Origin of the sequence: Pseudomonas sp. BCRC 81390, from assembly GCF_030341915.1 — a bacterium.
Taxonomy (GTDB): Bacteria; Pseudomonadota; Gammaproteobacteria; order Pseudomonadales; family Pseudomonadaceae; genus Aquipseudomonas.
On the sequence record NZ_JATAAG010000083.1, the window covers coordinates 347,086 to 369,772 of the forward strand.

The 22,687-nt window shown below is 66.0% G+C and carries 22 protein-coding genes; 15 read left to right on the forward strand and 7 right to left on the reverse strand.

Going from position 1 to position 22,687, the window contains the following annotated elements:
* Positions 1-3: 3 nt before the first annotated feature.
* Both imuA and lexA read right to left on the reverse strand, forming a co-directional pair.
* Complete coding sequence (gene imuA, locus QSV36_RS24730; RefSeq protein ID WP_289135605.1) at positions 4-624, reverse strand: translesion DNA synthesis-associated protein ImuA; 621 nt, start codon at positions 622-624, stop codon at positions 4-6.
* On the reverse strand, positions 624-1,232 hold the full coding sequence (lexA, locus tag QSV36_RS24735) for a transcriptional repressor LexA (protein WP_502945761.1): 609 nt from the start codon (positions 1,230-1,232) through the stop codon (positions 624-626). Before lexA ends, imuA begins: the two co-directional genes overlap by 1 nt.
* A 101-nt stretch (positions 1,233-1,333) precedes the next feature.
* Here lexA and QSV36_RS24740 point away from each other — a divergent pair, with 101 nt between their 5' ends.
* Together QSV36_RS24740 and QSV36_RS24745 are read left to right on the forward strand one after the other, a co-directional pair.
* Positions 1,334-1,990, forward strand: a complete 657-nt coding sequence (locus tag QSV36_RS24740; protein WP_289135611.1) for an HAD family hydrolase — start codon at positions 1,334-1,336, stop codon at positions 1,988-1,990.
* Between the two features lie 16 nt (positions 1,991-2,006).
* On the forward strand, positions 2,007-2,918 hold the full coding sequence (locus QSV36_RS24745) for a LysR family transcriptional regulator (protein ID WP_289135614.1): 912 nt from the start codon (positions 2,007-2,009) through the stop codon (positions 2,916-2,918).
* Between the two features lie 6 nt (positions 2,919-2,924).
* Here the strand turns inward: QSV36_RS24745 and QSV36_RS24750 are convergent, their stop codons facing one another.
* The 4 genes from QSV36_RS24750 to QSV36_RS24765 all read right to left on the reverse strand — a co-directional run bounded on the left by QSV36_RS24750 (position 2,925) and on the right by QSV36_RS24765 (position 7,787).
* Positions 2,925-3,701, reverse strand: a complete 777-nt coding sequence (locus QSV36_RS24750) for an IclR family transcriptional regulator (protein ID WP_289135617.1) — start codon at positions 3,699-3,701, stop codon at positions 2,925-2,927.
* A 65-nt stretch (positions 3,702-3,766) separates the two neighbouring features.
* Entirely contained in the window at positions 3,767-5,224 is a 1,458-nt protein-coding gene (locus tag QSV36_RS24755; RefSeq protein ID WP_289135620.1) for an amidase, read from the reverse strand.
* Positions 5,221-6,531: a citrate-proton symporter gene (locus QSV36_RS24760; protein ID WP_289135623.1), complete on the reverse strand. Its 1,311-nt coding sequence runs from the start codon at positions 6,529-6,531 to the stop codon at positions 5,221-5,223. The genes QSV36_RS24755 and QSV36_RS24760 overlap by 4 nt, the downstream gene beginning before the upstream one ends.
* Before the next feature lie 80 nt (positions 6,532-6,611).
* Positions 6,612-7,787 (reverse strand): M20 aminoacylase family protein, encoded by a 1,176-nt coding sequence (locus QSV36_RS24765; protein ID WP_289135626.1) that lies wholly within the window; start codon positions 7,785-7,787, stop codon positions 6,612-6,614.
* Positions 7,788-8,054: 267 nt separating this feature from the next.
* On the opposite strand from QSV36_RS24765, the gene QSV36_RS24770 reads away from it, so the two are divergent.
* A complete protein-coding gene (locus tag QSV36_RS24770) occupies positions 8,055-8,657 on the forward strand; it encodes an SEN1982 family lipoprotein (RefSeq protein WP_289135629.1) in 603 nt (200 codons plus the stop codon).
* An 88-nt stretch (positions 8,658-8,745) separates the two neighbouring features.
* On the opposite strand, the gene QSV36_RS24775 is transcribed toward QSV36_RS24770, so the two are convergent.
* Positions 8,746-9,621, reverse strand: a complete 876-nt coding sequence (locus QSV36_RS24775) for an AEC family transporter (protein WP_289135632.1) — start codon at positions 9,619-9,621, stop codon at positions 8,746-8,748.
* Between the two features lie 154 nt (positions 9,622-9,775).
* On the opposite strand from QSV36_RS24775, the gene QSV36_RS24780 reads away from it, so the two are divergent.
* The 12 genes from QSV36_RS24780 to eco all read left to right on the forward strand — a co-directional run bounded on the left by QSV36_RS24780 (position 9,776) and on the right by eco (position 22,573).
* Positions 9,776-11,071, forward strand: coding sequence for an MFS transporter (locus tag QSV36_RS24780; RefSeq protein WP_289135635.1), 1,296 nt, complete (start codon positions 9,776-9,778; stop codon positions 11,069-11,071).
* 215 nt (positions 11,072-11,286) lie between these two features.
* Complete coding sequence (locus QSV36_RS24785; RefSeq protein WP_289135637.1) at positions 11,287-11,598, forward strand: hypothetical protein; 312 nt, start codon at positions 11,287-11,289, stop codon at positions 11,596-11,598.
* A gap of 48 nt (positions 11,599-11,646) precedes the next feature.
* Positions 11,647-12,189, forward strand: coding sequence for a YbhB/YbcL family Raf kinase inhibitor-like protein (locus QSV36_RS24790; protein ID WP_289135639.1), 543 nt, complete (start codon positions 11,647-11,649; stop codon positions 12,187-12,189).
* Positions 12,190-12,744: 555 nt separating this feature from the next.
* Positions 12,745-13,854, forward strand: a complete 1,110-nt coding sequence (locus QSV36_RS24795) for a 3-deoxy-7-phosphoheptulonate synthase (protein WP_289135641.1) — start codon at positions 12,745-12,747, stop codon at positions 13,852-13,854.
* A 32-nt stretch (positions 13,855-13,886) separates the two neighbouring features.
* Positions 13,887-14,168 (forward strand): peptidylprolyl isomerase, encoded by a 282-nt coding sequence (locus tag QSV36_RS24800; protein WP_003248318.1) that lies wholly within the window; start codon positions 13,887-13,889, stop codon positions 14,166-14,168.
* Positions 14,169-14,181: 13 nt separating this feature from the next.
* Positions 14,182-16,107: an extracellular solute-binding protein gene (locus QSV36_RS24805; protein WP_502945762.1), complete on the forward strand. Its 1,926-nt coding sequence runs from the start codon at positions 14,182-14,184 to the stop codon at positions 16,105-16,107.
* The gene (locus tag QSV36_RS24810) at positions 16,104-17,162 is read left to right on the forward strand and encodes a microcin C ABC transporter permease YejB (RefSeq protein WP_289135643.1); all 1,059 of its coding nucleotides are present in this window, start codon (positions 16,104-16,106) and stop codon (positions 17,160-17,162) included. The genes QSV36_RS24805 and QSV36_RS24810 overlap by 4 nt, the downstream gene beginning before the upstream one ends.
* Positions 17,162-18,178 (forward strand): ABC transporter permease, encoded by a 1,017-nt coding sequence (locus QSV36_RS24815; RefSeq protein ID WP_289135645.1) that lies wholly within the window; start codon positions 17,162-17,164, stop codon positions 18,176-18,178. Before QSV36_RS24810 ends, QSV36_RS24815 begins: the two co-directional genes overlap by 1 nt.
* Positions 18,179-18,214: 36 nt before the next feature.
* Complete coding sequence (locus QSV36_RS24820) at positions 18,215-19,597, forward strand: sigma-54 interaction domain-containing protein (RefSeq protein WP_289135647.1); 1,383 nt, start codon at positions 18,215-18,217, stop codon at positions 19,595-19,597.
* A gap of 268 nt (positions 19,598-19,865) precedes the next feature.
* Positions 19,866-21,257 (forward strand): GntP family permease, encoded by a 1,392-nt coding sequence (locus QSV36_RS24825; RefSeq protein ID WP_289135649.1) that lies wholly within the window; start codon positions 19,866-19,868, stop codon positions 21,255-21,257.
* A gap of 10 nt (positions 21,258-21,267) precedes the next feature.
* Positions 21,268-22,038, forward strand: coding sequence for a 3-hydroxybutyrate dehydrogenase (gene hbdH, locus QSV36_RS24830; RefSeq protein WP_289135651.1), 771 nt, complete (start codon positions 21,268-21,270; stop codon positions 22,036-22,038).
* Positions 22,039-22,093: 55 nt separating this feature from the next.
* Positions 22,094-22,573: a serine protease inhibitor ecotin gene (gene eco / locus QSV36_RS24835; RefSeq protein WP_289135653.1), complete on the forward strand. Its 480-nt coding sequence runs from the start codon at positions 22,094-22,096 to the stop codon at positions 22,571-22,573.
* The last annotated feature ends 114 nt before the right edge of the window (positions 22,574-22,687 follow it).

A 22,687-nucleotide genomic window follows, 5' to 3' on the forward strand; every position in this document is an offset into this window, starting at 1 on the left:
GCATCAGCCCCGCCCCGGGCAGGCGATGGGTAGCGCCGGTGGCATGCCGCCCCGGCTTTTCAGCACACGCCATTGCGTCGGGCGGGTGTCGACGGCAATACGCAGCGCAGCGGGTGAAGGGTTGTGCGCTGCCTGTTGCGGCCGGCAGGCAAAGGCCAATGCCTGGCCGGTTTCAGCGGCCACCTGCAAACGCCGCAGGGCGCGGTCATCGGCACGTTCCGGCCAGCACAGCACCGCTGCACAACTGCCGGAGCGCAGGCACTGTTCGGCCGCCCACAAGGCATCGGCAGGTTCGGCGTCCACCTGTACCAGCCAGCGCAGGTCCACCCCGGCAGCCTGCCAGGCCGGGGCGTAAGGAATGAAGGGCGGTGCCACCAGCACCACCCGGCCAGCATCAGCACTCAGGCGCGCCAGCGTTGGCCACAGCAATTGCAATTCGCCACAGCCGGGGCTGGCCAGCAACAGTTCGCTGAGGGCCGCTGCCGGCCAACCACCTTCCGGCAGGCGTTCGTCGAGGGCGGCATGGCCGGTGGGCTGCAGCCCCTGCGGCCGCGCCTGGGCCTGCCGGCCGCGCCATACCCGGCGCTGGTCGAGCAGCCGGTCGAGGTCGACCACTGCGCCCATCAGTCACGCCTCAGCAAGCCGCAGAATACGCCTTCGATGAAGAACTCCTGTTCAGGCCGCACATCGATGGGCGCATAAGCCGGGTTGCGCGGCAACAGCCGGTAACCGCGGCCCTGGCGCTGCAGGCGCTTGATGGTCACTTCGCCATCCAGGCGCGCGACCACGATCTGCCCGTCGCGGGCGTCGGACTGCTGCAGGATGCCGACCAGGTCGCCGTCGAAGATGCCGTCGTCGATCATCGAGTCGCCACGCACCTTCAGCAGGTAGTCGGGGGTGCGGCGGAACAGGCTGGGGTCGAGCAGCAGCTGCTCGTGGATGTCGAGGTCCGGGCCGATGGGGGCACCTGCCGCCACCTGGCCCAGGACCGGTACCTCGAGGATTTCCGGCCGACGCAGCGGTTCGGCCAGGCGAATGCCGCGCGCCTGGTTCGGCGTGACATCGATGTAGCCGGCCTGGCACAGGGCGGTGATGTGCTTGCGGGCGACGCTGCGCGAGGCAAAGCCGAAGCGCGCGGCGATATCGGCCAGGCTCGGTGGCTGGCCATGGTCGGCGATGCGCTCGCGGATGAAGTCGAAGATCGCGCGGCGTTTGGGGGTCAGAGTATCCATGGAGCACATTTGTACTCTTTTCGGAGCACGCTGAACAGCCCCCTTCGTCGTCAGCTTTCGCTATCATGCCCAGGCGCGTGGTTTTTTTATCTGGATACCCAATGCTGACTGCCCTGCTGTTCGACCTCGACGGAACCCTCACCGACACCGACACCCTGCACCTGCAGGCGTTTCGCCAGCTGCTGCACGAGCACGACGGCCGCGAACTGAGCCAGGCACAGTTCGCGGCCCAGGTCAGCGGCCGCGCCAATGGCGAGCTGTTCGCCGAGCTGTTTGTCGGCGCCAGTGCCGAGCAATGCCGGGCACTGGCCGAGCGCAAGGAGGCGCTGTTCCGCGACCTGTCGCCCAGCCTGGAGCCGATGCCCGGCCTGCTGCGCTTGCTGGAACATGCCCGCGCGCATGCACTGGGGCTGTGCGTGGTGACCAACGCACCGCGGCTCAATGCCGAACACATGCTGGGCGCCATGGGCCTTGGCCGGCACTTCGAGCACGTGCTGGTGGCCGAGGAACTGGCACGGCCCAAGCCCGACCCGCTGCCCTACCTGACCGGGTTGCAGCGCTTGGGGGCCGAGGCCGGGCAGGCCCTGGCCTTCGAGGACTCGCTGCCAGGGGTGGCGGCGGCGAGTGGCGCAGGGATCTTCACCGTAGGCGTGGCCACGTCCCAGACGCCAGAGCGGTTGCTGGCAGCGGGGGCCGGGTTGGTCATCGACGATTTCAACGACCCGGCGTTGTGGGCGTTGATCAAGGCCAGGCAATGACCTGACGCGATCACTCATGCTCATCGACGAAGAACTGACCCTCAAGAAGCTGGAAACCTTCCTCGCCTTCATGCGCACCGGCAACCTTGGCCGCGCGGCGGCCGAGCTGGCGACCAGCGCCGTCAGCGTGCACCGCGCCATCCATTCGCTGGAAAGCGCGCTGCGCTGCCCGCTGTTCAAGCACGAAGGCCGTCAGCTGATCCCGCTGGAAAGCGCCTATGTCCTGGAAAAGAAAGCCCGCCAGTTGATCCAGGACGCCGAGCAGATGGTGCGCCAGACGCGTGAGGCTGCCGGTTTCTATGCCGAGCGCTTCCGCCTGGGGGCACTCTACTCGCTGACGGTGAAAACCGTGCCCAAGCTGGTCATGGGCCTGAAGCTGCGCCGCAGCGAACTCAATATCGACCTGACCCTGGGCTCCAACGTCGACCTGCTGCAGCGCCTGAAGAACCATGAGCTGGAGGCCATTCTCGTTTCGCTCGACGAAAGCGTCAGCGACCCGGCCTGCGCGCAGTTGCCGCTGTTCTCCGACGACATCTTCCTCGCCGTCCCCACCGACTCGCCTTTCGCCGGGCAGGCCGAGGTGGACCTGGCCGACCTGGCCAACTCCACCTTCATCACCCTGACCCAAGGCTTCGCCACCCACCGCGATGGCGCACGGGTGTTCCAGCAGGCCGGCTTCGAGCCCAAGGTGGCCATGCAGGTGAACGACATCTTCACCCTGCTGAGCATGGTCAGCTCGGGCGTAGGCTTTGCCCTGCTGCCCGGGCGCATTGCGGCGGTGTACGAAAACCGGGTCAGGTTGATCGCCCTGAAGCCGCAATATCGCGTGCAACAGCATATCGGTGTGGTGTTTCTGAAGGCGCGGGAGAGGGAGCCGAACCTGCTGGCACTGTTGGCGGAGTGCCGGATGTACAGCCTGGAGCGTTGAGCGGTTTTAAACCGCCAAGGCCCGCTGCACTTCGCCCACCGTTGTCGCCAGGCTGCTCAGATGCAGGCTCGACACCCGCTCCACCGGCGCCTGGTCCAATGGCCAGTGCAAGGCGATGCTGCCGGCCAGGCGCCCTTCGGCATGCACCGGCAAGGCAATCGCGCGAATCAGGAACGGCAAGCGCACCGGGTATTCCCAGTGCCCTTCGGTTCGTTGGCCAAACCCTTTGTTCGCCTCTTCCTCGATATCACGCAGCAGCGCCTCGTCACCTAGCCGCTCGTGGGCCGCCGCCAGGCGCTGTACTTCAGCCTCCGCCAACTCGCCCAGGCATGCCCGGCCCATCGCCGAGTGAAACAGGCTGGCATGCTGGCCGACGATCTGGCAGGTGTGCGGGTAGCGCTTGCGCAGTACCTGGGGAACAGCGCTCTCCATCACTTCCAGGCGCTCACCGTCGAAGCACGACAGGTCGGCGACCAGCCCGGTGCGCTCGCTCAGCTCCAGCAGCATGGGCGCGGCGCTTTCCACCAGGCGCCGCTTGAAGCGCAACTGGCGGTCGCCGAACAGGCGCCGGGCGCTAAGGCGGTAACGCCGGTCGCTGAGGCCACGGAAGACCCAGCCCTGCTCCTGCAAGGTGGCCAGCATGCGCGATACCGTGGCCTTGGGCAGTGCCGTCAGGTAATGCAGTTCTTCCAGGCCCAGTGCCTGGTGTTCGCCCAGCAGGTCGACGATGGCCAGCGCCCTTTCCACCGAACGCACACCGCCCGTATCTGCCGTGGTTTCCATAGGAATGACCTCCCTGTAGCTGAATGCTCAGGATAGCCAGCAAGATCCGCGCCTGCGCGGCGGTTTCATGGCATTTGCAGGCGCTGGGGTGGACACCGCTCGACCCAGCGGGTGAGCTGTTCGTGGGCGTAGGCCAGCTGCAGCAGCGCATGGTCGGCCTGGGCCGGGCCTATGATCTGCAGGCCCATGGGCAGCCCGGCGGCATTGAAACCGACCGGCACGCTGATGCTCGGCAAACCGGCCAGGGTTGGCCCGATCACCACTTCCATCCAACGGTGATAGGTGTCCATCGCCCGCCCCCCGACCAGCGTCGGCCACGGCTGCCGAGCATCGAAAGGGAACACCTGGGCTGTTGGCAACAGCAGGAAATCGTAACGCTCGAACAGCTTGGCCAGCGCGCGGTACCAGGCGCTGCGGTCCAGCGAAGCCTGGTACAGCGCCGCCGCGCTCAGCTGCAGGCCGCCCTCTACTTCCCACTGGGCCTCGGGCTTGAGCAGGGCGCGCGTGGCCGGGTCGGCATAGGCCGCCGCCAGGTTGCCGTGCACCAGGAAGTGGCGATGGGTCAGCCAGCATTGCCACAATTGCGCCAGGTCGAACGCCGGCTGACAGGCTTCGACCCGGCACCCCAGCTCAGTGAAGTCCGCCAGTGCCGCTTCGCACAGGTTCAGCACCCCGGCGTCCATCGCCAGGTAGCCCTCGTAGTCGCCCAGCCAGCCGAGCCGCACACCCCGGAAATCACGCCGCAAGCCCGCAGCAAAATCATACCGACCCTGGCTCAGCGACAATGGCGCGCGCGGGTCAAAGCCTGCCTGGACCGACAACAGCCGGGCCACATCCACCACGCTACGCCCCATCGGCCCCTCGGTGGCCAGTTGCTGTAGGAACAGTTCCGGCGCCGGCCCATGGGGTACCCGGCCCTGCGACGGGCGCAGGCCATACACGTTGTTGAACGCCGCCGGGTTGCGCAGCGAGCCCATCATGTCACTGCCGTCGGCGACCGGCAGCAGGCGCATGGCCAGCGCCGCTGCCGCCCCGCCGCTGCTGCCACCGGCCACCAGGGCCGGGTGGTAGGCGTTGGTAGTGGTGCCGAACAGGCGGTTGTAGGTCTGCGAGCCAAGGCCGAACTCGGGCACGTTGCTCTTGCCGACAATCAGCGCGCCGCTGGCCCGTACCCGCGCCACGCTGATCGCGTCCTGCCCGGGCACCTGCTCGGCAAACAGCGGCGAGCCCAGCGTGGTGCGCAGCCCCGCGGTGGCGGCCAGGTCCTTGATCGCCTGGGGCATGCCATGCATCCAGCCGCGCGAATGGCCAGCGGCCAGCTCGCGATCGCGCTCGTCGGCCTCGGCCAGCAGCACCTCGGCCGGGCGCAGCGACACCAGCGCATTGACCTGCGGGTTGAAACGTTCGATATGCACCCGGTAGGCCTGCATCACCTCCCGGCACGACACCTGGCGAGCATGGATGGCCTGGGACAGTGCCTCGGCGTCAAGGGCAACGATGGGGTCGATGGCAAGCGACATCACGGTTTCACTCCCAGATTCAAGGCGGCAGGTTTGAGCGTGCGTGGCGCTTCCTTCAGGCAATAGGTGCCCAGCAGCGTCAGCAGGCAGGCAAACAGGACGTAGAATGCCGGCGCCACTGGCGTGCCGAGCGCCTTGCTCAACCAGGTGACGATCAACGGGGCAAAGCCACCAAACACCATCACCGCCACGTTATAGGCCACCGACACACCGGTGGAGCGCACCTCGACCGGGAACTGTTCGGCCAGCGCCGTGGGCGCCGGGCCGAAAAAGCCACCGATGGCGGTGCACAGCAGCAATTGCATCACCAGCAAGCGCTCCAGCGACGGTGCCGCGGCCACCCACACATACAACGGGTAGACCATGACGAAGAATGCCAGGGTAAAGACCATCAGCACCGGCCGCCGCCCCAGCCGGTCCGACAACGCCCCGGACAGCGGAATCACCACGGTCATCAGCCCCACGGCGAGCATCTGCACCAGCAGCACCTGGTCCAGCGGCAGCCCGAGGTTCTTGTGGGCGAAGGTCGGCATGTTCACCAGCACCACGTAGAACGACACCGTCGCGCCACAGGCCAGGCCCATCGACACCAGCAAGCTGCGCCGGTGGTCGCGCAGCACCTGCCACAGGCTGGGCGACTGGCCCTTGGCCTGGCGGCGCGCCACGACGAACTCCTCGGGCTCTGCCATGTGCTTGCGGATCCACAGCCCCACCGGGCCAATCAGCAGGCCGAGCACGAACGGGATACGCCAGCCCCAGCTGTCCAGTGCCTGCGGCGTGCACAGGTGGGTGACCAGGGCCACCATCGCCGCGCCGGAAAACACCGCCAGGCACTGCCCCACCAACTGCCACGAGCCATACAGGCCCTTGCGCTGGGCCGGCGCGCTCTCCACCAGGAATGCCGTGGCACTGGCGTACTCGCCGCCGGTGGCGAAGCCCTGCAGCATGCGCGCCACCACGATCAGCATTGGCGCAGCCATGCCGATGGCCAGGTAGTCCGGGGCAAAGGCAATCATGGCGATCGACACCGTCATCAACCGGATGATCATCTGCATGGCCGCCTTGCGGCCCTTGCGGTCGGCGTACATGCCCAGCAGCACGCCACCCACCGGGCGCATGAAGAAGCCAACGCCGAAGGTAGCCAGGGCCATCAGCAGCGACGCGTATTCGTCGTCGGAGGGGAAGAACTGGCGGGCGATGATGCTGGCGAGAAAGCCGTACACGATAAAGTCATACCACTCCAGGGCATTGCCGATGACGGCAGCGACCACTTGCCGGGTACGCGACGCGCCGGTGTTCGAAGTCTGCATAGGAAACACTCCACACAAGGATTGGGTGATCGCCCGGCGCAGGCGCGGCCGGGTTCCAGCGGCAGTCTCAAAAGCAACGCTCAGGCGGGCGCGAGCCAGCGCTCTGCCAGCGCGCCCCAGTAGGCGGCACCGGTCAGCAGGATGTCGTCGTTGAAGTCATAGGCCGGGTTGTGCACCATCGGCCGCGCTACGCCATTGCCGATGAACAGGTAGGCGCCCGGGCAGCGTTGCAGCATCCAGGCGAAGTCTTCACTGCCCATCAGCTTGCGGGTGTTGCCATCCACGGCCTCGGCACCCAGCAACTCCACCCCGACCTGGGTGGCAAAGGCATTTTCCGCAGCATGGTTGACCAGCACCGGGTAGGCCGGGCGGTGTTCGAGGGTGGCGCGGCAGCCAAAGCTCTGGGCCTGGCGGACGATAATGGCCTGCACCCGCTCCAGGGTCTGCGCCCGCACCTCGGCATTCAACGCGCGCAAGCTCAGGCGCAGCAGCGCCTGTTGCGGAATCACGTTGGCCGCTTCGCCGGCCTGCAAGGCGCCGACGGTAACCACGGCCGCCTCCTGCGCATCGATATTGCGGGCCACCACGGTTTGCAGTGCCATCACCACACTGGCCGCCGCCACCAGCGGGTCGACGGTCAGGTGCGGCATCGAGCCATGGCCACCAACCCCGTCCAAGGTCACCGTGAGCAGGTCTTGCGAGGCCATCATCGGCCCTTCGCGAAAGCCCAGGTGCCCGACTGGCAGCCCGGGCATGTTGTGCATGCCGAACAGTGCATCGCAAGGGAAGCGCTCCAGCAAACCATCGGCCAGCATCGCCTCGGCGCCGCCCTGGCCCTCCTCGGCCGGCTGGAAGATCAGCGTCAGCGTGCCGTCGAACTGCCGGGTGGCCGCCAGGTAGCGCGCGGCGCCCAGCAGCATGGTGGTATGCCCGTCATGGCCGCAGGCGTGCATGCGGCCCTGGTGCTGGCTGCTGTAGACGGCGCCGCTGGCCTCGTCGATGGGCAGCGCGTCCATGTCGGCACGCAGGCCCAGGCGGCGGGGGCTGCCGCCATGGCGCAGCACGCCGACCACGCCGGTCTTGCCGATGCCGGTGTGCACTTCATAACCCCAGGTCGCGAGCAACCGGGCGACCAGCGCCGCGGTGCGGTTTTCTTCGAAGCCCAGTTCCGGGTGGGCGTGGATATCGTGACGGATTGCCTGAAGGTCGCTGGCCACATCGTTCAGCCAGGCCAGGATGTGCTGATGTCGGGACATGTAGAGTCTCCTTGCGCGGGCGGTTTCCCGTTCTTGTTGTTCGCCTTGAGGTCACGACGGTCGAGGCAGGTCGTGCTGGGTTGACAGATAAACGCGAGTGCCGCGCAACCACAATCGAATGTGGTTCCACACTGCGGAACAGGCTGGGCCAGCGCCCGCTTCGGCACTGCGAAGCGTGTAGGGTCGAGATGCCGTCTTGCCATGATTGCGCCTCTCTAGCGCGCGGGTTCTAATCGAGCCCGATCCATCGCCCAAGGAAGTTTCACCATGTACAGGAAGATCGTGCCGCTGGCGCTGTTGGCAACCCTGGCTGGTTGCTCGAACAACGAAGACAACCGCGAGGCCAGCTTTCACAAAGCCGCCCAGGCCTACCTCGACACCCAGTACCCACGCTGCTTCGTGGTCAGTTCATTCCCGACCAGAACCCAGGACTTCGACCTGCATGGCAACAACCAGGCGCTGCACGCCCTGGCTCAGGCCGGTGTGGTCAGCGAAAAGGAGATTTCGCGCACCGAAGTGCCTGCCCGCTTGTGGCAAGCGGCGCGCACTGATATCTACTATGCCTACGACCTCACTGACGAAGGCCGCAAGTACTACAAGGCGGGCAATGGGCTATGTTTCGGCAAGGCGCAGGTCACCGCCATCGAGCAGTTCAGCGAGCCGAGCGAGGCCATGGGGCAGAAGGTGGCGCGTGTGACCTATGCCTACAAGATTACCGGGTTACCGGCCTGGGCCGGCCATGAGGCAGTCAAGGCCAGCATTGCCGAGCTGGGCAAGGCAGTGGCCAGCACTGACGCACCGCTCAAGGAAACCGGGGCGATGGTATTGACCAGCCAAGGCTGGGTGGATGAGCGATTGCTTGGCAACTAGCCCCGCTCATCGGCAGGCTGGCGCCTACCGTGCCTGCGCCACAGGCGCTGCCCGGCGCGGGCTTGCCGACGACAGGCCGGTCGCGGTTCTACATCCACCAGGCCAGCACCACCGGCAACCAGGCAAACGACAGCACGGTCGAGCACATCACCAGGTTTGCCACCTGCTCTGGCTCACGCTTGGCGCGCACCGCCATCAGGTAATTGAACACCGCCACAGGCATCGCCGATTGCACCATCAGTACCGCGCGATCCAGGCTGTCCATGGCCAACGCCACGCCCACCGCCCAGCCCACCGCGGCGCCCAGGCCGATGCGCAAGCCGCCCAGCAGCATGCCGCTGCCGACCTGGCGCAGACGAATGCTGGCCAGCGACACACCCAGGGTCAGCAACATCAGCGGGATGGTCATGCCGCCCAGCAGGTTGACGGTATTGGCCAGCCAGCGCGGCAGTTCGAAGTCGAGAAAGATGATCGGCATGGCGCCGGCCAGGCTGATCACGATGGGGTTGCGCAGCAACGCCTTGAACGACGCGGCAGTCCCGGAAATGGCCATGCCCAGGGTGAACTGCACGATCGACAGGGTCAGGAAAAACGCCACGGCCAGGGCCAGGCCATGTTCGCCGAAGGCATACAGGCTGATGGGCAGGCCCATGTTGCCGGTGTTGGGGAACATGAACGCCGGCAACAGCACCCGCCAATGTCGGCCGCTGGCGCGGCATACCAGCCAGCCGGCCAGGGCCATGCCCAGGGTGCACAGCAGGCAGGCCATGGCCATGCTGGCGAAGGCTTGCGGCTGCAGTTCGCTACGGCTGAGGGTGGACAGCACCAACGACGGGGTGCCGATGGTCATCACCACCCGGGCGATGAATTCGGTGGGGTAGTCCAGGCCCTTGCGGGCCCAGGCATAGCCGATACCGGCAACAATGAACACCGGGGCCAGGACTGCGAACAGTGAGGCGAACATGGGCCTGCCTTGCTTGGGGATGGGGCCGCATTATGCCGCAGACTGCGGCGTCTCGTCGCATGCCTGGCCCCCTTGGGCAAAATCGCCCAAGCCCTTAGAATCGCGCGTCCTTTTCGCCCGTCGCCGTGGCGGGCCGACCCCACTCGAGGTACTTATGTCTCCGCGTTTGCTGGCCATGGCGCTGGCGCCCCTGCTCGGGCTGTTCATCATTGCCCTGGGCAACGGCTTCATGTCTTCCCTTACCACCTTGCGCCTGGGCGCTGCCGGCGAATCGGCCACCACCATCGGGGTGGTCTCGTCGACCTACTTCATCGGCCTGACCCTGGGTGCCATCTTCAACGACCGGCTGATCCTGCGTATCGGCCATATCCGCGCCTACACCAGCTTCGCCGCGCTGATCGCGGCGACCATCCTGCTGCAAGGCCTGTTCTACGAAGTCACCTGGTGGTCGCTGCTGCGCCTGGTCAACGGCTGGGCGGCGGTGGGCGTGTTCCTGGTGATCGAGAGCTGGTTGTTGCTGGCCGGTGACGCCAAGATCCGTGGTCGTCTGCTGGCGCTGTACATGATCGCCTTCTACGGTGCCGGGGTGATCGCCCAGGCCGGCCTGGGCGAAATCACCCACCTGGGTGACACCGCGCCGTTCATGCTGGCCGGCGTGCTGGCTGCGCTGTCGGTGCTGCCGATCGTGATCCTGCCGCGGGTGTCGCCCCTGCTGGACCAGGTCGAACCGCTCAAACCGCGGCAGTTGCTGGGCGTGGCACCGTCGGGCCTGGTCGGCTGCTTTGGTTCGGGTGTGGCCATTGCCGCCATCTACACCCTGCTGCCGCTGTACCTGCAACGCATCGGCCTGGAGGTAGGCGAAGTCGGCAACATGATGGCCTGTGTAATCCTCGGGGCCATGCTGCTGCAATACCCGGTCGGGCGCTGGTCCGACCGCAAGGACCGCCAGGATGTCCTGATCGCCCTGGCAGCGCTGTGCCTGCTGCTGTCGCTGCTGACAGTGTTCCTGCCATCGGACTCGGTCCTGCTGCCGGCCATGTTGTTCCTGCTGGGTGGCGGCGTGTTCACCCTGTACCCGGTGGCGGTCAGCCACGCGGCCGACCGGGCGCCGTCCGATGCGCTGGTGCCGATGATCCAGGGCCTGTTGCTGATCAACTCGCTGGGGTCGGCCATGGCGCCGGTGGCGATCTCGCCGATGATGACCGAATTCGGCGAGCCCGGCCTGTTCTGGGCGTTCGCCGTGGTCAACCTGGCCATGGTGTGCTTCTTCCTGTGGCGCCGTGGCAAGCGCCCGGCGGCAGAGCACCCGGCGCCGTTCACCGCTTCGACCACCTTCTCGCCGACCGGTGCCGAGTTGCGGGTGACTGAAGACCTGATGCATGCAGCACAGGAGCACCCACCGCTGGCACCCACCGAGCCTGTGAGCAGCGGCCGCAGCGCAAGCCACTGAACGTAGGGGCTGCTACGCAGTCCCGGAGACCGTTGCTGGAAACGTGCAGAGGACTGGCCTGCCTTGGGAGATCCTCGTTGCCTGTGAGATCGAGCGCCGCGCAGGCGGCGCTCGATCTCACAGGCGCTACAGAGTTACCACTCGTCGCGCCAAAGGCACCGCGCCTCGCGACCCCGGCCAAACGAATGACAGATCATCTGCCCAGGAGTGTTGCCATGATCCGCATTCGTCCCCTTTCGCTGTCCCTCGCCCTGGCCCTGGCCACGCTGGCCGGTACCAGCCTCGCGGCTGGCGAGAGCACCACTACCGACACCCGCCCGCAAGCTGACCAGAACGGTGGCAAGACCGCCGGTGAAGGCAGCAGCGTCAACAGCCCGGGCAGCAGCAAGGACAACGACAGCAGCGACACCGGCAGCAACAGCGATGCCGCCGACGGTGCCACTGGCGGCTCCAACAGCACCGGTGAAGCCACAGGCTCCGGCGCGGGCCATACCGGTGGCAATGCCGAGGACCAGGACAGCCGTTGAGGCAGTGCTGGGCTACACTGCGCCGAAACGCCCCAGCGAGGATTCGCCATGCACCTCACACCCTGGCTGCTGGCTGCCCTGCTAGCGTGTAGTCCCCTGGCTGTCGCGGCTGGCCAGGGCGCGCTGTCGATCAGCTCCTCATCGTTTACCGACGGCGGCATAATCGCCTTGCCGCAGGTTGGCCTGGACCCGGCCTGCGGCGCGGGTGAAGAGCGCAGCCCGCAACTGAGCTGGGACAACCTGCCCGCAGGCACGCAGTCGCTGGCCCTGGTCCTGTTCGACCCAGACGGCGGCAAGGGCCTCGGAGTGGTCCACTGGCTGGTCTACAACATCCACCCTGACCAGGATGGGCTGAAGGAAGGCGCCGCCGGCCTCACCGGGCAACGCGTTACGGTGGGGCGCAATTCGCGAGGCACGCTCAGCTACCGTGGGCCCTGCCCGCCTGCCGGCGACAACCCGCACCACTATGTGTTGACCACCGACCTGCCGCCAGGCACCTTGCCCGAAGGCCTGGACCGCACAGGCTTGCTGCAATTGCTGCAAGGCCATGCGCTGGGCGCGCAGAGCCTGGTCGGGCGCTACGGGCATTGAACCAGGCAGTACAAGAACACATGACCGCCGCGATAGCATTTACTCATTGAATGGCCTGGCCGAACTGAAGTAAGCTCGGGCTCATTCACTGGAGAGCAACATGCCGAAACACACCCGCAACCACGCCAACCACACCGGTCGCAGCCTGCGTCCTGTGCTGGCCGTTGCCGGCTGCGTGGCAGCTGCCAGCTATTACTTCGGGTATTGGTTTAGCCACTAGGCGCCGATACCCACACGGCGCCCACCTTCGAGGGGCCGCCGAACATGAGAATACTCAAACCCCCGGTCGGCCTCCCGACCGGGGGTTTTGCTTTTCAGGCCTTTGTCCAACACCGATGCACATTGAGGACCGATTCATGAACTACGCCACTTATTACTCTGCCAACAGCTATGCCTGGCGATTTAGCCAATCCCGTTCGGGCCAGCCTGCCGCCTCCGTTCGGTCCTCCACAGGTGGCAATGCAACAACCAATACCCAGTCAACGATCTGTCGAACACCTCGATAGGGCCGACAGCGCGGGCCACGACCCGCCGTCCGCCCAGGGAAAAAATGCCATGCAAGCTTCCAGCCTCGCCCTGCCCCTGACCCAGCCGCAAGCGGCCAACACCACCGTCAGCCAGCGTCTGCCCAGCCCGCACCTGCTCAAGCAGCAAATGCCGCTGTCGAGCGAACTGGCCCAGCAAGTCCATGCCCAGCGCCAGGCTATCCGCGACATCCTCGACGGCCACGACCAGCGCCTGCTGGTAATCGTCGGCCCATGCTCGATCCATGACCCGCGCTCGGCCCTGGAGTACGCCGACCGCCTGGCCGGCCTCAGCCGCGCAGTTGGCGACCAGCTGCTGCTGGTCATGCGTGCCTATGTCGAAAAACCGCGTACCACGGTCGGTTGGAAAGGCCTGGCCTATGACCCGCACCTCGACGGTAGCGACGACATGCACGCAGGCATCGCCCTGTCGCGCGGGCTGATGCTGAACATGCTCGAACGCGGCCTGCCGATTGCCACCGAACTGTTGCAACCGATGGCCGCCGGCTATTTCGATGACCTGCTGGCCTGGGCCGCGATTGGCGCGCGCACCACCGAATCGCAGATCCACCGCGAGATGGTCAGTGGCCTGGAACTGCCGGTAGGCTTCAAGAACGGCACCGACGGCGGCATCGCCATCGCCAGCGACGCCATGCGCAGCGCCGCCCACCCGCACCGCCACTTCGGCATGGATGCGCAGGGCTACCCGGCCATCATCGAGACCCTGGGCAACCCGGATACCCACCTGGTACTGCGGGGTGGCCACAAGGGCCCCAACCACGACGCAGAGAACATCGCCATGGCCCGTCAGGCGCTGGCCAAGGCCGGGCTGCAGGCGCGCATCATGGTCGATTGCAGCCACGCCAACAGCGGCAAGGACCCGGCGCGCCAACCTGCCGTGTTCAGCGACGTGCTGGCGCAGCGCCTGGCCGGCGACCGCTCGATCGTTGGCGTAATGATCGAGGGCCACCTGTTCGATGGCTGCCAGGCGCTGGGCAAGGGGCCACTGAAATACGGTGTGTCGATCACCGACGGCTGCCTGGGCTGGGCGTCGACCGAAACCCTGTTGTGCCAGGCCGCGGAAAAACTCCGCCAGGCCACGTGCAAGGCTGGCGAGACAGACCCCGGACAAGTGCGCTAGGCTTGCCTCTTTTACCCCAAGGAGCAGTACCCATGGCCCGTGCAACCGCCCGCCACATCCTGGTCAGCAGCGAAGACAAGTGCAACGAACTGAAAGCCCAGATCGAAGCGGGTGCCGACTTCGCTGAAATCGCCAAGGCCAACTCCACCTGCCCGTCCAGCCGCCAGGGTGGCGACCTGGGCTCGTTCGGCCCGGGCCAGATGGTCAAGGAGTTCGACACCGTGGTGTTCAGCGCCCCGGTCAATACCGTGCAAGGTCCGGTGAAGACCCAGTTCGGCTACCACCTGCTGGAAGTGACCAGCCGCCAGGACTGAGCCCTCAGCGCCGGTGAAGGTCCCTGTGGAAGCGGGTTCACCCGCGGACGCGTCAGCGCAGGCAGCCCGGTTGCCTGCATGGCCGCATTCGTGGGCAAGCCCGCTCTTGCAGGGGTTGCGTTGCCTGTTCCTGCTTTGCCTTGCCTTCGAAGCCCACGCCGCCCCCACCCACGCCCTCACCGTCTACGGCGAAGCGCCCCGTTACAACGCCAGCTTCCAGCACTTCGACTACGTCAACCCCGACGCGCCCAAGGGCGGCATCCTGCGCCGTTCGGCCATCGAGATCGGCCAGTTCGACCATATCCTGCCGTACATCGACAAAGGCATCGGCGTCAGCGAGGTCGATGGCCTGCTCTACGCGCCACTGGCCATGCGTTCGTTCGATGAGCCCTATACCGTCTATGGCCTGATTGCCCGGCGCATGGAGCGCGGCCCGGATGACGCCTGGCTGCGTTTCGACATCGACCCGCGTGCCACCTTCGCCGATGGCAAGCCGGTGCGCGCCGAAGACGTGCGCTTCACCTTCGAGCTGCTGATGAGCAAGGGCAGCCTCAGGTACCGCACCCAGTTCGCCGACGTTGCCGGGGTGGCCGTGGAAAGCGTGGGGCGTGTGCGTTTCGACTTCAAACCCGGGCACGGTCGTACCCTGGCGCTGGACCTCGCCAGCCTGCCGGTGCTGCCCGAGCACGACTGGCAGCAGCGCGATTTCGCCAACGGCGCCGGCTTCGACAAGCCGGTCGGCAGCGGGCCATACCGTATCGGCCGCATCGACAACGGCCGCAGCATCACCTTCGAGCGTGACCCGAACTGGTGGGCACGGGACCTGCCGGCCAGCCGTGGCCGCTACAATTTCGACAAGCTGCGCATCGAGTACTTCGGCGACACCGAAGTGGCGCGGCAGGTGCTCAAGGGCGGCGGCTACGACTACAACCGCGAGTTTTCCGCCACCGCCTACACCTTGGGCTATGCCGGCGCGCAACTGGATGACGGGCGCCTGCAGCGTGCCCATCTGGGCCCGGCCAAGCCGCAGGTTGCCCAGGGCTTCGTGTTTAACCTTGACCAAGCGCAGTTCAAGGACCGCCGGGTGCGCCAGGCACTGGGCATGCTGTGGGATTTCGAATGGAGCAACCGGCAGATGATGCGCAACCTGTACATCCGCCAGCAGAGCGTGTTTTCCAACACCCCGCTGGCTGCGCGCCAGTTACCTGATGCCGGTGAGTTGCAACTGCTCGAACCGTTGCGTGGCCAGGTGCCGGACGAGGTCTTCAGCCGCGTGTTCAGCGCGCCGGTCAGCGATGGCTCGGGGATCATCCGCCAACAACAATTGCAGGCCCTGGCCCTGCTCGAACAGGCCGGCTGGCACCCGCAGGGCGATCGCCTGGTCGACAGCCAGGGCACGCCGTTGGCATTCACCTTCCTCAATGGCCAGGCAGGCATGGAACGCCTGCTCCTGCCGTGGAAGCGCAACCTGGCGCAGATCGGCGTGACACTGAACATCCGCAATGTCGACTCGGCCCAGTACGTCAACCGGCTGATGGCCCGCGACTACGACATGATCGTGACCGGCTACCCGGTCACCCTGTCGCCCGGCGCCGAGCTGTACAACTACTTTGGCTCGGCAGCGGCCCACGACCCCGGCTCGAACAACCTGATGGTGTTGCAGGACCCTGCCGTGGACCACCTGGTCGACGGCCTGGTGCGCGCTGCCACCCAGGCCGACATGCTGCAGCATGCCCGCGCCCTGGACCGGGTGCTGCAATGGAACTACTACTGGATCCCCAACTACTACCCGCCTGGCAGCTCCACCGTGTGGTGGAACCGCTTCGGCCGGCCCAAGGTCCAGGCTGCCTATGACGAAGGCCTGGACACCTGGTGGGAGGCCAGCCCCAGCGCGCTGACCAATGCGCAGATGGCTGAGCGCCTGCAGGCTTCGCCATGACCGGTTACATCCTGCGCCGCCTGTTGCTGATCATTCCGACCCTGCTGGCGATCCTGCTGGTCAACTTCGCCATCGTCCAGGCAGCGCCGGGCGGCCCGGTGGAGCAGGCCGTGGCGCGCCTGCAAGGGCTTGGCGCCGGTGCGCCCGGTGCCCGGGCCGAGGTGGTGCATGGCGAGTCCCGCGCCAGCCGTGGCCTGGACCCGAAGCTGATCGAAGAGATCAAGCGCCAGTACGGCTTTGACAAGAGCGCCCCCGAGCGCTTGTGGCTGATGCTCGGCCAGTACGCCCGGCTGGACTTCGGCAACAGCTTCTTCCGTGGCGCCAAGGTCACCGAGCTGATCCTCGACAAACTACCGGTTACCCTGTCGCTGGGCCTGTGGGCCACGCTGATCACCTACCTGGTCTCGATCCCGCTGGGCATCCGCAAGGCGGTACGCCATGGCAGCCGCTTCGATGCCTGGAGCAGCGCGCTGATCGTGGTCGGCTACGCCCTGCCCTCGTTCCTGTTCGCCCTGCTGCTGATCGTGTTGTTTGCTGGCGGCACCTCGCTCAACTGGTTCCCGGTGCGTGGCCTGGTCTCGGACAACTTCGACGAACTCAGCCTGCTGGGCCAGGTCGCCGATTACTTCTGGCACCTGGTGCTGCCGGTCGGCGCGCTGGTCATCGGCGGCTTCGCCACCCTCACCCTGCTGACCAAGAATGCCTTTCTCGACGAGATCTCCCGGCAATACGTGGTCACCGCCCGGGCCAAGGGCCTGAGCGAGCGGCGGGTGCTGTATGGCCACGTATTGCGCAACGCCATGCTGCTGGTGGTGGCCGGGTTGCCGCAGGCGCTGATCACGGTGTTCTTCGCCGGCTCGTTGCTGATCGAGGTGATCTTCTCGCTCGATGGCCTGGGCCGCATGAGCTATGAAGCGGCAGTGTCGCGAGACTACCCGGTGGTGTTCGGCACGCTGTTCATCTTTACCCTGGCAGGCCTGTTGATCCGCCTGGTCGGCGACCTGTCGTATACCCTGCTCGACCCGCGCATCGACTTTGACACGAGGGCGCACTGATGCTGTCACCGGTCGCGCGCCGTCGCCTGCAGCGCTTTCGCCGCAACCGCCTTGGCTGGGTGTCGCTGTGGCTGTTCGCCTGCCTGCTGCTGTTGAGCCTGTGTGCCGAGCTGGTGGCCAACGACAAGCCGTTGCTGCTGGGCTACAAGGGCGAGCTTTACGTGCCGGCGCTCAAGCGTTACAGCGAGCAGCAGTTCGGCGGCCAGCTGCCGTTCCAGCCGGACTACCGCAGCGCCTACGTGCGCCAGCTGATTACCGACCAGGGCGGCTGGATGCTGTTCGCGCCGATCCCGTTCAGTGCCGATACGCCCAACTACGATTTGCAGGTGCCCACGCCCAGCCCGCCCAGCGCCAGCAACTGGCTGGGCACCGACGACCAGGGCCGCGACGTGCTGGCCCGCGTGCTGTATGGCACCCGGGTATCGTTGCTGTTCGCCTTTGCCCTGACCGTGGTCAGCGTACTCATTGGCGTGGCGGCCGGCGCCCTGCAGGGCTACCACGGCGGCTGGGTCGACTTGCTCGGCCAGCGCCTGCTGGAGGTTTGGTCGGGGCTGCCGGTGCTGTACCTGCTGATCATCCTCAGCGGCTTTGTCGAACCGGACTTCTGGTGGCTGCTGGGGATCATGGCGCTGTTTTCCTGGCTGTCCCTGGTCGATGTGGTGCGTGCCGAATTCCTGCGAGGGCGCAACCTGGAGTACGTGCAGGCGGCCCGGGCGCTGGGGATGCCGGCCAGCCAGGTGATGCTGCGGCACATCCTGCCCAATGCGATGAACGCCACGCTCACTTACATACCGTTCATGTTGACCGGCGCGATCACCACCCTGACGGCACTGGACTTCCTTGGTTTCGGCATGCCGGCCGGGAGCGCTTCGCTGGGTGAGCTGGTAACCCAGGGCAAACAGCACCTGGAAGCGCCGTGGCTGGGCTTTACCGCGTTCTTTGCACTGGCGCTGATCCTGTCGCTGCTGGTGTTTATCGGCGATGCCTTGCGCGAGGCGTTCGACCCCAGGGGGTAGGCCAGGCCTGCTCATAGATGATTTGGAATTAGACCCATGCACGACAGCGACAGCCTCAAGGACTACCCCCAGGTTCGGCAACTGGCGATCCGCTCGCTGTTCGAGATTATCGAGCAGTCCAGCGAAGGTACGGTGATCGTCGACCGTCAGGCGCGCATTGTCTGGATGAACGAACGCTATGCCCGGCGTTTCGGCCTGGCCGATGCCGCCGGCGCTATCGGCCAGCCGTGCGAGGCGGTGATCCCCGGTAGCCTGATGCGTGAAGTGGTGACCCATGGCCGGCCGATCCTGCTGGACATGCTCGACACCCCGAACGAGCCGCTGGTGGTGATGCGCCTGCCGATCCACGACGACCAGGGCAGCCTGATCGGCGCCATCGGTTTTGCCCTGTTCGACCAGCTGCGCAGCTTGTCACCCCTGCTCAAGCGCTATTCCAGCATGCAGCAGGAGCTGGCCTCGACCCGCTCGCAGTTGCGTGCCCGCCAGGCCAAATACAGCTTCGCCCAGTTCGTCGGCAGCAGCGCCGCCAGCCTGGAGGCCAAGCGCCGCGCCAGGCGTGGCGCAAGCAGTGATTCGCCGGTATTGCTGCTGGGCGAAACCGGTACCGGCAAGGAACTGCTCGCCCACGCCATCCACGCAGCGTCGGCGCGCGCGCACAAGGCCTTCGTCAGCATCAACAGCGCCGCGATCCCTGAGACGCTGCTGGAGGCCGAATTCTTCGGTACTGCCCCTGGCGCCTTCACCGGGGCCGACCGCAAGGGCCGCAGCGGCAAGCTGCAACTGGCCGAAGGCGGCACGCTGTTTCTCGACGAGATCGGCGACATGCCGCTGGCACTGCAGAGCAAGCTGTTGCGCGTGCTGCAGGAGAAGGAGTACGAACCGGTAGGCTCGAACCAGATGCTGCGCAGCGACGTGCGCATCATTGCCGCCACCTCGATCGACCTGCAGGCGGCCATCGCCCGCGGCGCGTTCCGCGCCGACCTGTATTACCGGCTCAACGTACTACCGATCGAGGTGCCACCGCTGCGCCAACGGCTGGAAGACCTGCCGGCGCTGTGCGAAGCCATCCTCAGCGAGCTGGGCAGCCAGTATGAGCTGGAGCCTGAAGCGCAGCAGCTGTTGGCGCGGCATGCGTGGCCGGGGAACATCCGCGAATTGCGCAATGTGCTCGAGCGCGCCACCTTGCTGGCGGACCAGCCGCGGCTCGGGGCCGGCGACTTGCGTACGGCGTTGGGGCCGTTGAGCCCGATGGCACAGGCGCCCATGCGCCAGAGCTACCGCGAGGCGTGTGCGCAGTTCGAGCGCGAGTTGATTGCCACGGCATTGGCCGAGCATGAAGGGAACGTGCCGGACGCTGCAGCGGCGTTGGGGCTGGGCCGGTCGACCTTGTACAAGAAGATGGTGGCGCTTGGTCTCTGATTAGAGACTTGGTTTTCTATTTTGAGATTGTCGCAAGGGCCGCCGTCGACCTCGCACGAGCCCGTGCCTAACGGTTAAATCGGTGCCTGTGGGGGAGCGGCCCGTGCGTCGCGACGGCCACAATGCGGCCCAAATAAATCTCAAAGCAGAGACAGAAACCAATGGGAAAAGAAAATAACCTTGTAATTCAATAGCTTGGAAACTGGCACGATTCCCGCTAATACCTGGGCACCGATAAAAACAAGACTCACCCAGGAGACTTTCCCCGATGACCGTGCTCATCGCCCTCGCCGCCTTGGCCCTGCTGATGCTCGCCGCCTACCGTGGCTACAGCGTAATCCTCTTCGCCCCGATCGCCGCCCTCGGCGCCGTGCTGCTCACCGACCCGTCCGCCGTGGCGCCCGCATTCACCGGGGTGTTCATGGAGAAGATGGTCGGCTTCATCAAACTCTATTTCCCGGTGTTCCTGCTGGGGGCGGTGTTCGGCAAGCTGATCGAGCTGTCAGGCTTCTCCCGCTCGATCGTCGCCGCGGCGATCCGCGTGCTTGGCACCCGCCAGGCGATGCTGGTGATCGTGCTGGTCTGCGCCCTGCTCACCTACGGCGGCGTTTCGCTGTTCGTGGTGGTGTTCGCGGTGTACCCGTTCGCTGCCGAGATGTTCCGCCAGAGCAACATCCCCAAGCGGCTGATTCCGGCCACCATCGCCCTGGGCGCGTTCTCGTTCACCATGGATGCCCTGCCCGGCACCCCGCAGATCCAGAACATCATTCCCAGCACCTTCTTCAACACCACCGCCTGGGCTGCGCCCTGGCTGGGCCTGATCGGCACGCTGTTCGTGTTCTGTGCGGGCATGGCCTACCTGCAGCGCCAGCGCAACAGGGCGCAACGTGCCGGTGAAGGCTACGGCAGCAACTTGCGCAACGAACCGGAAACCGCCGCCGACTTGGCCTTGCCCAACCCCTGGCTGGCCTTGTCGCCACTGCTGCTGGTGGGCGTGATGAACCTGCTGTTCACCCACTGGATCCCGCAATGGTACGGCACCAGCCACAGCCTGCAGTTGCCCGGCATGAGCGCGCCGGTGCAAAGCGATGTGGCCAAGCTCACGGCGATCTGGGCAGTGCAGGCGGCCTTGCTGGTGGGCATCCTGATGGTTTTGCTGTGTGCCTTCGGCGCCATTCGCACCCGTCTGGCCGAAGGCAGCAAGAGTGCAGTGGCCGGCGCCTTGCTGGCGGCCATGAACACCGCTTCGGAATACGGTTTTGGTGCGGTGATCGCCTCGCTGCCGGGCTTCCTGGTACTGGCCGACGCCCTGCGCGGCATCCCCAACCCGCTGGTCAACGAGGCCATTACCGTGACCTTGCTGGCCGGCATCACCGGGTCTGCCTCGGGCGGCATGAGCATCGCCCTGGCGGCCATGGGCGACAGTTTCATCGCCGCGGCCCATGCCGCCAACATACCGCTGGAGGTGCTGCACCGGGTAGCGGCGATGGCCAGCGGCGGCATGGACACCCTGCCGCACAATGGCGCAGTCATCACCTTGCTGGCGGTAACCGGGCTGACCCACCGCGAGGCCTACAAAGACATTTTCGGTATTACCCTGATCAAGACCCTGGCGGTATTCGTGGTCATCACCACGTTCTACGCCACCGGCATCGTCTAAGGAGCATTGCATGACCCTCAACGGCAAGACTGCACTCGTCACCGGTTCGACCAGCGGCATCGGCCTGGGCATTGCCCAGGTGCTGGCCCGCGCGGGCGCCAACATCGTGCTCAATGGCTTTGGCGACCCGGCAGCGGCAATAGCCGAGATCGCCCGGCACGGGGTGAAGGTGGTGCATCACCCGGCCGACCTGTCGGACGTCGCCCAGCTCGAGGCGTTGTTCGCCCTGGCCGAACAGACCTTTGGCGGCGTCGACATTCTGGTCAACAATGCCGGCATCCAGCATGTGGCGCCAGTGGAGCAGTTTCCGCCGGAAAGCTGGGACAAGATCATCGCGCTCAACCTGTCGGCCGTGTTTCACGGCACCCGCCTGGCCTTGCCTGGCATGCGCGCACGCAACTGGGGGCGCATCATCAATGTCGCCTCGGTGCATGGCCTGGTCGGTTCGATCGGCAAGGCGGCGTATGTGGCGGCCAAGCACGGGGTGGTCGGCCTGACCAAGGTGGTGGGCCTGGAAACTGCCACCAGCAACGTGACCTGCAATGCCCTTTGCCCGGGTTGGGTGCTGACCCCGCTGGTGCAGAAGCAGATCGACGATCGTGCGGCCAACGGTGGCGATCCGCTGCAAGCGCAGCACGATCTGCTGGCTGAAAAGCAACCCTCACTGGCCTTCGTCACCCCCGAGCAGCTGGGCGAGCTGGTACTATTCCTGTGCAGCGAGGCCGCAAGCCAGGTTCGCGGTGCCGCCTGGAACGTCGACGGTGGCTGGTTGGCCCAGTGAGGGACGGCCTGGATCTGGCGCTGGCCTTGCATTCGTTTATCTGCAAGGAGGCCCTATGCGCCCAACCCCGAAGACCGCGATCCTGACCCTGACCCTGGCGGCTGCCGCGCACGCGTCGGCTGCCAGCCTGAAGGACGTCGCGCCCTACCCCGAGGCGGAAAAAGGCTTCAACCGGCAGGTCATTCACCTGCCGGCCCAGGCCGATGAGTCGGCCTACCAACTGGAAATCCTCGCCGGCAAGACCTTGCAGGTGGACTGCAACCGCCAGCGCCTGGGCGGTAGCCTGGAGGAACGTACCCTGGATGGCTGGGGTTACAGCTACTACCGCCTGGACAAGGTCAGCGGCCCGGCCAGCACGCTGATGGCCTGCCCGGATGGCAAGAAGACCGAGGCCTTCGTACCGGTGGTCGGTGAGGGCTTCATGCTGCGCTACAACAGCAAGCTGCCGGTGGTGGTGTATGTGCCCAAGGATGTCGAAGTGCGCTACCGCATCTGGAGCGCATCGCCGGACGTGCAAAAGGCTAAAGTAGAGTAGACACCGTTCCTTGTAGGAGCGGCCTTGCGCCGCGATGGGCTGCGAAGCAGACCCGGATTTTCAGCTTCGCAGCACAAATTGCCGGGTCTGCTTCGCAGCCCATCGCGGCGCAAG